Source organism: Komagataeibacter diospyri, assembly GCF_006538165.1.
Lineage (GTDB): Bacteria > Pseudomonadota > Alphaproteobacteria > Acetobacterales > Acetobacteraceae > Komagataeibacter > Komagataeibacter diospyri.
Window position 1 is genome coordinate 23619 of sequence record NZ_BDLU01000062.1, and the last position, 13334, is coordinate 36952.

General features: G+C 57.8%; 9 protein-coding genes. 6 read left to right on the top strand and 3 right to left on the bottom strand.

All coding sequences use genetic code 11. The annotated features are described in order from the left end of the window. The first annotated feature begins 10 nt into the window (after nt 1–10). From pstS to MSKU9_RS13895, 3 genes are all read left to right on the top strand, one after another. On the top strand, nt 11–1021 hold the full coding sequence (gene pstS / locus MSKU9_RS13885) for a phosphate ABC transporter substrate-binding protein PstS (protein WP_162851962.1): 1011 nt from the start codon (nt 11–13) through the stop codon (nt 1019–1021). 162 nt (nt 1022–1183) lie between these two features. Next, nucleotides 1184–2875 carry an OprO/OprP family phosphate-selective porin gene (locus tag MSKU9_RS13890; RefSeq protein WP_141261985.1) on the top strand — a complete coding sequence of 564 codons (1692 nt, stop codon included), beginning with the start codon at nt 1184–1186 and terminating at the stop codon, nt 2873–2875. A 149-nt stretch (nt 2876–3024) separates the two neighbouring features. Beyond that, on the top strand, nt 3025–5157 hold the full coding sequence (locus MSKU9_RS13895; RefSeq protein WP_227002506.1) for an EAL domain-containing protein: 2133 nt from the start codon (nt 3025–3027) through the stop codon (nt 5155–5157). Nucleotides 5158–5274: 117 nt separating this feature from the next. Here MSKU9_RS13895 and MSKU9_RS13900 read toward each other — a convergent pair whose 3' ends face one another. The 3 genes from MSKU9_RS13900 to MSKU9_RS13910 all read right to left on the bottom strand — a co-directional run bounded on the left by MSKU9_RS13900 (nt 5275) and on the right by MSKU9_RS13910 (nt 8681). Further along, complete coding sequence (locus MSKU9_RS13900; RefSeq protein ID WP_141261986.1) at nt 5275–6603, bottom strand: ATP-grasp domain-containing protein; 1329 nt, start codon at nt 6601–6603, stop codon at nt 5275–5277. A gap of 53 nt (nt 6604–6656) precedes the next feature. Beyond that, nucleotides 6657–7892 (bottom strand): NAD(P)-binding domain-containing protein, encoded by a 1236-nt coding sequence (locus MSKU9_RS13905; protein ID WP_141261987.1) that lies wholly within the window; start codon nt 7890–7892, stop codon nt 6657–6659. A 507-nt stretch (nt 7893–8399) separates the two neighbouring features. Then, a complete protein-coding gene (locus MSKU9_RS13910; protein WP_141261988.1) occupies nt 8400–8681 on the bottom strand; it encodes a hypothetical protein in 282 nt (93 codons plus the stop codon). Between the two features lie 682 nt (nt 8682–9363). Here MSKU9_RS13910 and MSKU9_RS13915 point away from each other — a divergent pair. Genes MSKU9_RS13915 through MSKU9_RS13925 form a run of 3 tightly spaced genes read left to right on the top strand, consistent with a single transcriptional unit; the run spans nt 9364 to nt 13126 of the window. Beyond that, the gene (locus MSKU9_RS13915) at nt 9364–9564 is read left to right on the top strand and encodes a hypothetical protein (protein ID WP_141261989.1); all 201 of its coding nucleotides are present in this window, start codon (nt 9364–9366) and stop codon (nt 9562–9564) included. After that, nucleotides 9564–12413, top strand: a complete 2850-nt coding sequence (locus MSKU9_RS13920; RefSeq protein WP_141261990.1) for an ATP-binding protein — start codon at nt 9564–9566, stop codon at nt 12411–12413. Before MSKU9_RS13915 ends, MSKU9_RS13920 begins: the two co-directional genes overlap by 1 nt. Then, complete coding sequence (locus tag MSKU9_RS13925) at nt 12410–13126, top strand: response regulator transcription factor (RefSeq protein ID WP_141261991.1); 717 nt, start codon at nt 12410–12412, stop codon at nt 13124–13126. The genes MSKU9_RS13920 and MSKU9_RS13925 overlap by 4 nt, the downstream gene beginning before the upstream one ends. The last annotated feature ends 208 nt before the right edge of the window (nt 13127–13334 follow it).

Genomic DNA, 13334 nt, shown 5'->3' on the forward strand with positions numbered 1-13334 from the left:
CATGAGTATTATGTACTTTCCTGCTCGAATTCTTACATGTGCCCTGCTGGCGACCGCATTGCCGGTCATGGCGCATGCTGCGGATATTACCGGTGCCGGCTCCAGTTTTGCCGCGCCCATTTACGGGGCATGGGGGGCTGACGGACGGAGCGCTGCTGGCGTCAACCTGAATTACCAGACCGTGGGATCCAGCGCCGGACAGAACCAGATTCTGGCGGGCACGGTTGATTTTGGCGCATCCGATGTGCCCATGGATCGCCAGAAGCTGGAAAATGCACACCTGTTCCAGTTCCCGACCGTCATGGGCGGGATCGTGCCGGTCATCAACCTGCCAGGCATCGCCGCCAACCAGATCCAGCTTGATGGCCCGACACTGGCCGCCATTTACCGTGGCGAGATTGAACAGTGGAATGATCCGAAGATCGCGGCCCTCAACCCCGGCCTGAAGCTGCCTGATACCCCCGTCGCCACCGTGCATCGTGCGGACGGATCGGGTACGACGGCGGTTTTCACCGGTTATCTGGCCCGTGTGTCTCCGGAATGGCGTGAAGGGCAGGGGGCAGGCGCTTCCATTTCATGGCCCGGCGGGATTGGCGCACGTGGCAATGACGGCGTGGCCGCGTCCGTGCGCAATACGGAAGGGGCGATTGGTTATGTCGAATATGCCTTTGCCGCCAATGCGCACATGACCACCGTCAAGCTGAAGAACCACAGCGGCGCCTATGTTGCCCCCGGCATGGACAGCTTCAGCCGTGCGGCCGAAGCCGCGGACTGGAAGGATGCATCGCATTTCGCCGTTGATCTGCTGGATACCAGTGGGGCGGGGGCATGGCCGATTGTTTCCCCCACCTATGTGCTGGTGCCAGTGCCGACGAACAAGACCGAACATGGACCCGCAGTGCGCAAATTCTTTGGTTATGCGCTGAAAAACGGGGACGCCGCTGCCTACCGCCTTGATTATGTGCCGGTGCCGGCGAATGTGAAAACCGATATCCTGCAGCAGTGGGATGCGGCCAAATAATATAACCGCAGAGTAATGACAGTATGAAGCCGCCCGGTTTCCGGGCGGCTTTTGTGCATTCAGGACTGTCATAAATCCTTAATAAAACTGTATCGGAAACATAACACACAAAACTGTGCGCCCATTCTAAATGAACTCACCCTTCATTACGGAATGATTAATATGATCCGCTGGTCCGCTGTTTCGCTGTTGCTTGGTTCATCTGCCCTTTGGGGCGCATCCTCCTTCCATCAGGCTCATGCGGCATCCGCGTCGGATGCCCAGCAGATACAGGCCCTGCAGCGTGAGATGCAGGAAATGCGTCGTGAAATGTCTGGCCAGATCAGTGTGCTGCGCCAGCGTCTGGTCCGTGCCGAAGCCCGCAATACCCCCGCAGCTAACGCGGCACAGGCCCGTCGGGTTGCAGCAGGCAAGGGTGAGCCGCTGCCCGACAGCTACGCACGTGATATCCATATCGGTGGCGATAGCGGCACGGGCACCGGAATGGGCAGCCTTATGAAGCGGGCCGATCTGGGCACGCCCCCGTCTGACCGTGGCGTGACGTCGTCCTGGGAATCGTTTCGCGCCGCGACGGAAAAGGAAGAAGCCCTGCATATGGGTGGCATGATGGTGGGTTTCCCCGGCGGGCGCCCGACCATTTCATCTGATGACGGCATGTATGCCATGTCCATCGGCCTGGCCTTCCATGAAGATATTGGTGGTTTCATGGGCATGTCCCCGCGTGGTGGGGAAAAGAAGGGCGATTACGAAGGCCTGACTGAAAACGCCCGTCGCCTGCGTATCCCCATCTCGTTCCGGTACAAGAACTGGATTGCGAACATCACCCCGGATTTCGGGTCGTCCAATGCAGATGGTTCGGCCACGCTGTATGAGGCGAACCTGAACTATGCCGGCTTCCATAACACAGTCATCACTGCAGGTTATTTCCAGCCGCGCGTGACGGAAGAAGATTCCGAAAGCTCGAACGAATTCGAGATGATGGAACGTCCCGCCATTACCGATATCGTCCGTAACATCGCCGCCGGTGACGCCCGTATGAGCGTGGGCGCCCTGCATTATGGCAAGCGCTGGTGGATCGCGGGTTACCTGACGGGACAGAGTTACGGCAAGCGTGCCGCCGGGTACGACAGCCAGACGGGCGGCACCTTCCGTGTCGCGGGCCGCCCCTATGTGTCCAAGGACATAGATGTGCATGTCGGCGTGTCGGCGATCAGCGCCTTCAAGGTGGCGCAGACGACGGCGTCTGACGACCGTTCGGCGACATTCGCCGAACAGCCGGAAGTTGACCTGACCACCACCAAGCTGCTGAGTGCAACTGTTGGCAACGTGGGCAGCATCTGGTCGGCAGGCCCGGAACTGGGCTTCCGCTGGAAGCGGCTGGTGCTGAAGGGTGAGTACTATAATATCGGGGTCACGCGCGGAAACAATTCCAGCGCCAGTGCTGCCGATCAGGGTACGGTCAACTTCACCGGTTACTATGGTGCGGCCAACTACACCATTTTCGGCAAGCCGCGTTCCTATAACATCAAGGAAGGCGCATTTGCGGCGCCCGGCGTGGATCATGCCTTTGATCCCGCAAATGGGTACTGGGGCGCGCTGGAAGTCTCCGCGCGTTACAGCGTGACTGACCTGAACAGCAACCTGAACTCGGCCAACGCCATCCGCGGCGGCCAGCAGACGGTCTGGTCAGCCGGGCTGAACTGGTATCCCAACCGTCACTTCCGCTTCATGCTTGACTTCAACCACTTCATTGTCAGCGATGATAACAAGGCGAGCAGTGGCAGCACCTCGCTTTATGACATCATGGGCCGTCACGGCAACTCCGTCGCCGGACGTATCCAGGCAGCGTTCTAAAACGCTTTCCATCATTTCATGATGTCATGCCTGCCAGTGCCATACGGGTACTGGCAGGCTGCTTTTTCATAATGCCCAGGTTTTGCTCAGCAATAAGTTATTAAATAAAAAAATTACAACAATAAGTAATTGATGTGGGGAATGGAATAATGGATATTTCTGCACAGACAGGGCCGTCTCCCTTTCTTGTCATGGGGGACATCGCCAGGAAGGGTCCCGTCATCAGGCCTTCTGATCTGGGGGAATGTCTTTTCGATCTTTTTCATGCAGACCCTGAACTGATGCTGGTTGCAGTTGTGGGTGAGGATGATGTGCCTGTCGGTCTGGTTGAGCGGCAGGCTTTTTTTCTGAAAGTATCAGGCAAATTCGGGCACGCGCTTTTCAACCGCCGCCCCGTCGCCTTACTGATGGACGCCAGCCCGGTCATGATTGATGCACGGGTATCGGCATCCGATTTTACGGCCCAGACATTGATGGGTCAGCCATCCGACCTGATACGCGGTTATATTGTTACGGAAAATGGATATTACCGGGGGACGGGATCGGCGCTGGACCTGATTAACGCATCCCATTCCCATGCGGTGGCGTCCGCCGCCAGCCTTGAAGATGCAGCGGAAGAACTGCGCCGGGCAAATAAAAAGATATTACGCGACAAGTTATTCATTGATACGATTGTAGAAAATATCCCATCCGCCCTTGTTGTCCGTTCCGTGCGGCACGGGCATCCCGTGCTGGTCAACCGTGCGGCCGAGGAGATGATGGGATGCAGGCGTGACCTGCTGCTTGAAAAGGATACCGCGCAGGTTTTTTGTGCGGATGAAATCGGGTTTCTGCTGGTCAGCCGCCCCGATGCGGAACAGCAGGGGGTGCGTGAACAGGTCCTGTGCAACCAGCACGGCGAACAGCGCGCCATTTCCACCCGCCATGTCACGATTACGGATGAACGCGGGGGGCCGCGCTGGGAACTGTGCGTGGCCGATGATGTCACGGAAAGACGCAATGCCCAGCATCAGGTCGAACAGCTTGCGCATTATGACCCGCTGACCGGCCTTGCCAACCGTGCGCTATTCAGTTCCCGGCTGGATGCGCTGTGTGCGGGCGGGCAGGGTGCCACATTACTGTGTATCGATCTTGATTACTTCAAGACGGTCAATGACGTGTATGGCCATGCCGCAGGGGATGCGCTGCTGCGGCTGGTGGCGGAACGGCTGCGGGCATGCAGCCGACCCGAAGATCTGGTGGCCCGGCTGGGTGGGGATGAATTCGCCATTATCTGGCCGCTTGTTCCCGAACCGGTGGAACTGACAGGCCGGGCACGTGAAATTGTCGAAACCGTCAGTAAACCCTATATCATTGACGGCCATCATATTGTCATTGGCGCCAGCGTGGGTTCGGCGCTGTACCCGCAGGATGCGGATAACGCCGAAACCCTGCTGCAATATGCCGATATAGCCCTGTATCGCGCCAAATCACAGGGGCGGAATGGCTTCCAGTTCTTTGATGCGGCATTACGTGATGAAATTCAGACGCGTGTGCGGCTGGGCAATGAATTGCGTGCCGCCATTGCCAGCAGCGAAATCAGCCTGCATTTCCAGCCCCTGTATTCAATGCCGGGTAACCGGATCAGCGCATGTGAAGCACTGGTGCGCTGGTACCATCCCACGCACGGTATGATCCCGCCGGACCAGTTTGTGGGACTGGCGGAAGAAAACGGCCTGATTCATGATCTGGGGGAGTGGGTCCTGCGGGCGGCCTGCATGGAAGCGGTGGACTGGCCCGCACAGGTCAAGATCGCGGTGAATGTGTCCCCCATCCAGTTACGTAATCCACGTTTCCTCAGCATCGTCGAAAATGCGCTGGCGTGTTCAGGTCTTGCGCCACATCGGCTGGAAATCGAGATTACGGAAAACATCTTTGTCCAGAACAGCGCCACCAACCGCGACATCCTGAAACAACTGGGCCGGATCGGATGCAGTATCGTGCTGGATGATTTCGGCACGGGCTATTCCTCGCTGGGATACCTGCGTTCCTTCCAGTTCCAGAAAATCAAGATCGACCGTTCCTTCGTGCAGGAACTGCCCGAACGCAGCGCATCGGGCATCATACAGGCCATTATCAGCCTTGCGCAGAGCATGGATATCCCCATCACGGCGGAAGGGGTGGAAACACATGATCAGTGGGCGCACCTTAATGATCTTGGGTGCAATCAGGTTCAGGGCTTCCTGCTGGGTCGGCCACAGCCATCCGACATGATCCGTCAGTCCATCCTTTCACATGCCTGAACTGTTTCAAAAGCCTGTCTGTGAAACGTAAGGAAATTTCTGGTGAAGCTTTTTTCAAAAAGCTTCAGAAGACGCCGCCTTTCTGAAAAAAGGCGGCACCCAGAAACTTTTAATATTTCACAGGGCGGCCATGGGCATGTCCGTGACCATGCCTGCCCGCAGCAGCGTGGACAGTTTGCCCAGAGCTTCCCCCCGGTCCACAGACTTGCCATAGGGCATGTTGGGCCGCAGGCGTTCCTCCAGCCGCGCGACCGACCCGCGCCGGGGCCACGGACGGCGCAGCAGTTCTTCCACCAGTTCAGGGTATCGCCACGGAATGTCGATCCATGCAGCCGTGCTGTTCAGTGTCTCTGGCTCGGTGCGCAGGATCTGCGGGAACAGGGCGATCATGGTGCGTTCGTGCAGTTCCATGGCGGCGGAGGGTACGGCCACCTGCGCCCTGCCACGCACATGCTGCAAAAGGCGGCGGATCAGGGTATTGCCGCCATGGCACAGATGCCCGATCTGGGTCAGTCGGGGATTCATTTCTATGAAATGATAGGTGCCGGTTTTTGCGCAACGTACAAAATCCAGGCCAAAAAAACCCGACAGTTTCAATGTGGCGCAGGTGACCCGTGCCGCGCGTTCCATATCGGCGGACTGTGTGATCTCGATGACTGTCGCCGCCCCCGTGCGCCCCTGATAGGACACGACATTGACCCCAAGCGTGCCAAGCACTTCCCCCTCCCAGCAGGCCACCATGATATTGGCGGGCATGCCGGTTACATGCGCCTGTGCCATGACAGGCAGCGGACGGCGCTCTGTCGCTTCCATGAAGGAATAGATATCGCGGTCCGCCAGAAGCACACGCAGCGCGCAGACCATGCGCACCGGTTGTGACAGGCGATGAAAGCCGCTTTCAGCTTCCTGTTGCGTATCGGCAATCACTACGCCGGACCCACCCCAGCTACGGTCGCGCTTGAATACCCATGGTCCGGGTGTGCTGGCGCACCATCGCCTGACATCATTCATGGTGGCAGGGTTGGTGGCGGCGGGTGTGGGAATACCCTGTTCGCGCAGGACATTGATCAGGCTGAGCCGTGTCTGAGCATAGGCGAAATATTCGTGCCGCCCCAGTGACCGTTCGATCGTGTCGCGACACAGCCGGCCCATGGCCGTTGTGGGGTCGGCTTCACCATAAACCTGGTGCAGGGTTACGACGACCCGGTCATCCGCAGGGATGATCAGGTCGGGCCGGATCTGCGCAATGGCGCCAGCCAGCGCCACGGTCGGCGCGACATAGGGATAGTTCCGTATGCTTTCGATCGCCTTCAGGCAGCGCAGGGAATGTCCCGCCGGGCAGATGGCGTGGACCTCCACCCCACTTTCGATGAATTCCACCGCGGCGCGCGTAATGGCGGACCACCACACGGAAGAGATGATGAGAACTGTAAAATCGTTTTTCATGTTTCGGGACTTTCCAGCTCATGTCAGGATGCAGGATCAGGCGCGCATGGGTGTCACGACGCGAATGCGGGCTGTGGGACAGGCTGTGGCACGGATTGCCGCCCCAGCCGGGCGCTGAGACGGCGTGCGGCAAAGCGCGCGCCCCAGGCAAAGCGTAAAAGGGGACCAAAACTGCCTGCCGCCATGGGGCCGATGAAGTAAAGCCCGGGCACACTTGATTCAAAGCTGTGCGACAGGGCGGGCATGTTGTCTTCGGTGCGGATGGCGCGGGCCAGTACGCGGTCAAGGAATGGAATGCGTTCCACATCCACTTTGACCCCGGTGCCCAGGAAAACATGATCGACATCCACGACACGTGGCTTGCCTGCCTGTGTATCGCGGAATTCCAGATGCACGACGTTATCGTGCATCCGTGCCGATTGCAGATCGACGTTCAGCCAGATCGGCACCTGGTCGCGCACGACCTGACCTGTCACCCACCCCGCCGCCGGTCCCAGATGGCCACGCGTAATGCGCAGGCGCAGGCGTGCGGGCAGCATGTGAAACACATCGGGCAGGTCACAGGCCATGCGTGACCGCCACCCCGTGCCCAGACCTGAAATGGGTTTCTTGAACCGGGTCCACAGCAGCTTCAGGCCGCTGATGTCGCGGGGGGGATGATTGATCCAGATCTTGGGCCTGCGGGTACAGATAAAGGTCTGTGCGCCCGCTTCATGCAGGAAACACGCCGTATCCACCGCTGACGAACCTGCCCCGATCACGGCGACTCGTTTGCCCGCGAAGCGTTCGAACGCGATTTCATCGAATGTATGGCTGATCCGCTCGGGCGGCAGGCTGCGCACGGCCGGGGGTGTATAGGCGAAATGTTCGATCCCCACCGCCATGACCACATTACGCGCCATGACGGTTTCCCCATTGTCCAGATGCACGACAAACCCTTCCAGCGTGCGCGACAGGTGCGTGACATGGCATGGTTGCAGTTGCGGCACATGGGTTTTCTGGAACGTTTCGCCATATTCCCTGAAAACCCCGGCGGGAATGGGCACCCCGATGGGGGCATAGGGATATCCCCGTTCCTTGCAGAACCGTGCAAGGGTTGACCGGCGGGCGGGGTCGAACAGGTCCAGTGCGAACCCTTCCGCCTTCAACCGCAGGCTGGCGGGGACATGTTCGCGCCAGAACCCCATCGGGCGTCCGAAAATACGAAAGTTTACTCCCCTGTCGTGCAGATGGGCAGCGAGGGAGAGTCCATAGGGGCCAGCCCCTATAATGGCTACGTCGGTATTCATCAGAAGTCCACCAGCCAGTAAGTCCGAGAGCGGAGCGTTATTTGGTAAATGACAGGAAACGCATGTTTCTATTTGCACCGTGAACAGAACACGCGCACATTTTTTGCTTCAGGCCCATCAGAACCTGAAAATGATTAGAACGGACATCATGTTCCGCCACATCTTAACCATACATTTACCGTATCTCAGACAACAATCACAAAAAAAACAGTTCGGTTCAGGAATGGCGGGACTGGTACAAATCACACACTTTCGACGGTTTTCCATGCCCTGAATCGGGCCATGATATATTTTTGTTCATAAATTATTGTAGTCAGGGAACTTTTCTGCTGTTCGCATACTTTGTTCAGGCGGGTATTTTTTGTTCGTTACAGGGTTATTATGTATAAAATAGAATAGAAATATTTTGTTAATTTTATGAATGCATTGATGTTGATTTTATTTTTTATTGCATACTCTTTATATTAATAATGAATTACTGTTTGAAAAAATAAGTAATAATATTTTTTAAATGCACTTTGTAAAAATTATTTTCGAACATTTGAAAAATTTATGGAAAATAGAAATAAAACTTTTTGGTTTCTGATTTTTTTTAATATTTTCCGAAACTTCCATATGATTGCAGGATATTTCCGAAATCGATTTTTTTAACTGTCCCCAAGCCGTGCAGGGGACATAATGCATTGCGGGCAACCTGCGCCCTGAAAAGGTTGCTGCTTTCAGAACAGCTTGTTCCGCAGGACCGCCTTGTGAAACATGCTGTCCGGCCGTCGTAGAGTTTTTCGCCATGGCGACCGCTATCCCGAAAATCACCCTGAGTTCGTCTCGTGACATCTCCCTTCAGCAGGCTGGTGTCGTCGTAGTCCAACGTCCGGCGCGTGAAATCAGGACTATCGATTGAGGCACTGGCTCGCGATATCGAACAACGAGGGCTGCTGCATGCAGGGCCTGCATGTCCGTTCCGTCGCATGGCGGCGCAGGGACTGCGACCAGGTGCCCGCCGGCATTCGGTGAAAGGCTCCGCGCCGGAGAAGTGGGTCCGGGAGAAGCCCATGATGATGGGATCATTATACTGGCGCCCCTGCCCCGGACAGGTTTGTCCGGGACCGCCTGTGCCGTCCACCATGTCGGACAGGCCGTACAGGATTGGGCAGCACTTCATGAATGGCTCCCGACGCGGCTGTAGACCGTTACGGCAGGGGCTGCTTCAGGCGGGAAACAGCACGCGCCATCGTGCCGCCTGTCGCGGAAAGTTCCTCCGCCGGAATGAATTGTCAACCTGCGTTGACAAACTCACCGTATTTTCGATTGTCACGCTTGTGCGCCGGGGGCAGACTATACCCATACTGCATAGGTCCTACGCGCTCCTGAAACAGTAGCGCCAGCACCATGTAATTACAAATCAGCTGGAAGTGGAGCCCGAAAATAAAGCTTTGTCAGAGATACATTTCGATTGTCAGGTGCGTCTGTCATGGCCGTACTGGCGATTGGGGCCGTGCATCTGCGTCAGGCAATATACCGGGCTGCGGGACGTTATGTGCGGTTTTTACAAAAAACGATCCATAATCAGGAAGTATTTAAGATTACGTCCGGGTTCCTGTGTCCGTCCGTGGTTCTTCTGATGTGCGGGCAGGCGATCACGCCCGACAATGCGCCGGCAAAGGGGACGTGATGCATTTCCAGCATCTTCCGGATGGCCGGGGCTGGCATTTCTGGTCAGTAGTGATCCTGTTGGTGTCGGTTGGTCTGGTTGCGACCTTTCGCACTTCGGGGGGCGTGGCCGAGGATATGTATCGGGCGGTCGTACGCAATGGCGTCATTGATCTCCAGCAGTGGGATGCGCGACACACCATTCCCCTTGATGGTGAATGGCAGGTTTTCTGCAGACTGGACGGGGCGCGTCTTTCCCTGCCATCGGGGGATGCGCTGGTGCCGGACGGAACGCTTCGTGTTCCTGGCCTGTGGAATGCCAGTAGCGTCTGTCGGCAGGGCAACGATAATCGACCCGCTGGATTTGGGGCCATTACCTATCGTATGGTCGTGCACCTGCCGGGTAACGTCCCGCAGCTGACACTCCAGATCCCGCAGATCCTGTCGGCCTCGCGCGTGTGGGTGGACGGGCATGTGGTTTCCCAATCAGGGACGCCGGGCCTGCGCGCGGGCAATGAAACGCCGCGTACCCTGCTGAATCAGCTCGTATCGATCGAACCGGGGCATTCCACGCTTACCCTCGCCGTGGAGGTTTCCAATCATTTTCATTTCGAGGGCGGGATCCTTGGTTCCGTGCTGGTCGGTGCCCATGATGACCTTTGGCAGGCCCTTGAATTCAGGCTTGTCTTTGATGCCGGGGTGTTGGGTGCGCTCCTGATCCTTGCGTTCTATATCGCGGCTTTTGGCGTGACGACCCATTCACGTGGCTGGGGCTGGCTGCTTGTACTGATCATATTCCTTGCCGCGCGGCTGGGTTGTACCAGTGGCCTGCTGACGCGGATGTTTCCTTCGCTGTCGGCTACATTTCTCTATCGGCTGGAATATCTGACTATCTATATGTCGTGGCCGATCTATTTCCGGCTGCTGTGGGAATTTTTTCCGGGTTGTCTGCATCGTTTCGCGGGACGGTTTATCCAGGTTTCGGCGGCGATGGGATGTCTGCTGACGATCCTGACCCCGGTGGCGCTGTTTACCCGGTTTCGCGATGTTTCCATCCTGTTTTTGATATGTTCCGCCTGGTATTACACATGGTGCGTCGTCAGGGCGATCCGCAACAAGGAAATCAGCGCCGAAATCCTCGGTCTTGGTGTCGTGATCTTCATTACCTGCGTCCTGCATGACGGCATGATGTATGCCCACTGGTGGCGGTATGGAACCGACCTTGCGCCGCTTGGCGGGCTGATGCTGCTGTTCTTTCACATCATTATCCTCGGGCAGCGTTTTGTGGCGTCCCTCAGCCATGTCCGTATTCTTTCGAACGACCTTGCGCTGCTGAATGCCAGTCTGGAGGCGCAGGTATCTGAACGGACGCAGCAGATCGAACAGACGTTGGCCGAACTGCATCGCGCCAAGGACCGGGCGGAGAACGATGCACGGAACAAGGACCGTTTTCTCGCGCATCTGAGCCATGAGGTGCGGACGCCGCTGAACGCCATATTCGGCATGACAAGCCTGATGCTGCGTGATGGCCCGCGTGAGGACCAGAGACGCAGGCTTGAACTCATGCGGTTCGAGGGGGCGGGTCTCGTGCGGCTTCTGGATGACGTACTTGACATGTCCAGTCTGGAGACAGCCCGGATCGAGATCGTCCATGTGCCTTTCAACCTTGAAAATCTGTGCGCACGGTTCGCGGACGTCATGGTTGAACGGTGCGCGGAAAAGGGGTTGGGTTTTACCCGCGAATTCGATTTTCTGCCCACGGCGATATCGGGCGATCCGACAAGGCTGCATCAGCTTTTGGGGAATGTTCTGGATAATGCACTGAAGTTTACGAAAACAGGGTCAGTTCGGTTTGTCGTCCGGGCATGGCGCCGTGGTCCGGGCGTGTGGGAGGTCGTATTTGAACTGACCAACACCGGCCCCGGAATTCCGCCGCATGTGCTGAACCGCGTGTTTGATGAATTCGTGCGTGGCCCGGATACGGAATTCGTGCCCGGGTCGGGACTGGGTCTTGCCATCGTCAGCAGGCTTGCGGTCGCGATGGGCGGGCGCGTCTCGCTGGATAATATCGAAGGCGGCAGCAGGTTTACCTTCACCCTTCCCCTCAGGGAGGCCGGTGCGATCCCGGTCGGGACCACGCAGGACGCACTGACGCCCCGCGCCGGCCTGTCGGTTCTGCTGGTGGAGGACACGCCGGAAAACCGGCTGGTCATGCTGGAAATGCTTGTGCCTTACGGGATGAATATCGTCGTCGCCGCGTCCGGGGCGGAGGCGCTGTCGCAACTGGAGGATGGATATTTCGACGTGATGCTGCTCGACATGGTGCTGCCGGACATGCCGGGAGAAGATGTGGCCCGGCATGTCCGTGCGAGTGTCGACGCCACGACGGCGGCCATGCCGATCATCGCCGTGACGGCAAACGTCATGGGGCCGGACATCGTACGTTACCGGGTGAGCGGTATTAACGAAACCGTTGCCAAGCCGGTCTCCTTCGATGTGCTTTTATCCACTATTGCCGGTCTGTGTGGTGGCGACATGCGCAGGGGGGCGGACACATCGGACGCCGGTTTTTCCATCGCGGCGGAAATGCCTGTCTTTGCCGCGGCGTGTCGGGAATGCCTGTCGGAGATACGCGACGCCATGGCTAACGAGGACGGTGAGCGTATACGGCGCGTGGCCCACCGGATGAGGGGCAGCGCGCCGGTTTTTGGTTTTGCTGGCCTCGGGCGGATTGCGATGGACGTCGAAAAAGTGCTGTGCGCGGATCCGGCGCGGCTGGATGTGGCGCATCACCTGATGGTGGCGCTGGAGGCGACACTTACGCGCGTCACTCCTGCCGAACAGACCCTTTCCGGAAAAGTAGTCACATGAAACACGACGGCCCCATGGCTGAGGCGCAGTCGATCCTGCTCGTTGAGGACGCCCCGGAATTGCAAGGTGTAATGCGGCGTTATCTGGAACGGTGCGGCTACCGGGTTATCGTTGCGGGCAGTGTGGCGGAAATGCAGGAGGAATGGAGCGCCAGCCTGCCGGATCTCGTCCTGTGCGATATCAACCTGCCTGATGGCGACAGCCGGGAGGCAACGCGCAGGCTGCGCATACACGATCATGCGGCGCTGATTTTTGTCACCTCCCGCGATGAGGTGGCCGACCGTATCCAGGCGCTTGACGGTGGTGGCGATGATTATGTGGTCAAACCGGTCATACTTGATGAACTTGCCGCAAGGGTGCGCAGCGTTCTGCGGCGCAGGGGCGGCAGGTCCTCTTTCCTGATGGTGGGGAACTGGCGTCTTGACCTTGTGCGCAAACAGCTTGTCTCCCCCGGGGGGGAGCAGGCATCAATGACGGCGGGGGAGTTTTCGCTGCTGATGGCGATGGGCGTATCGGTCGGGAATGTCGTGTCGCGTGACGTGCTGCTGGAGGCGATTGGCCGACGGGAGGACCGCGATGTCACCGCGCGCACGGTCGATACGTTGATAACGCGGCTGCGTCGGAAAATACCGCCGGCTGCCACGGCGCGGGATCTGCCGCGTCCGGTTATCCGTACGGTGCGGCGCAGTGGATACCGTCTCGACCTTGTTTGAAAAAACGGCTGATATATCCGTCCAGTATGTAAAGTTCTCTGATCGGAACGACTTGTTAACGCAGGTTGACAAAACCGCCGTCTTTCCGGTTGTCACCATCCGCTGTCGCGGGCAGACTTCGCACATGAATTGACAGGATGCCCGCGCCGTAGACCGGATGCTGCCGGATGTGCGCGATGATCCCGGAACGACAGGGGTGTGGAATATG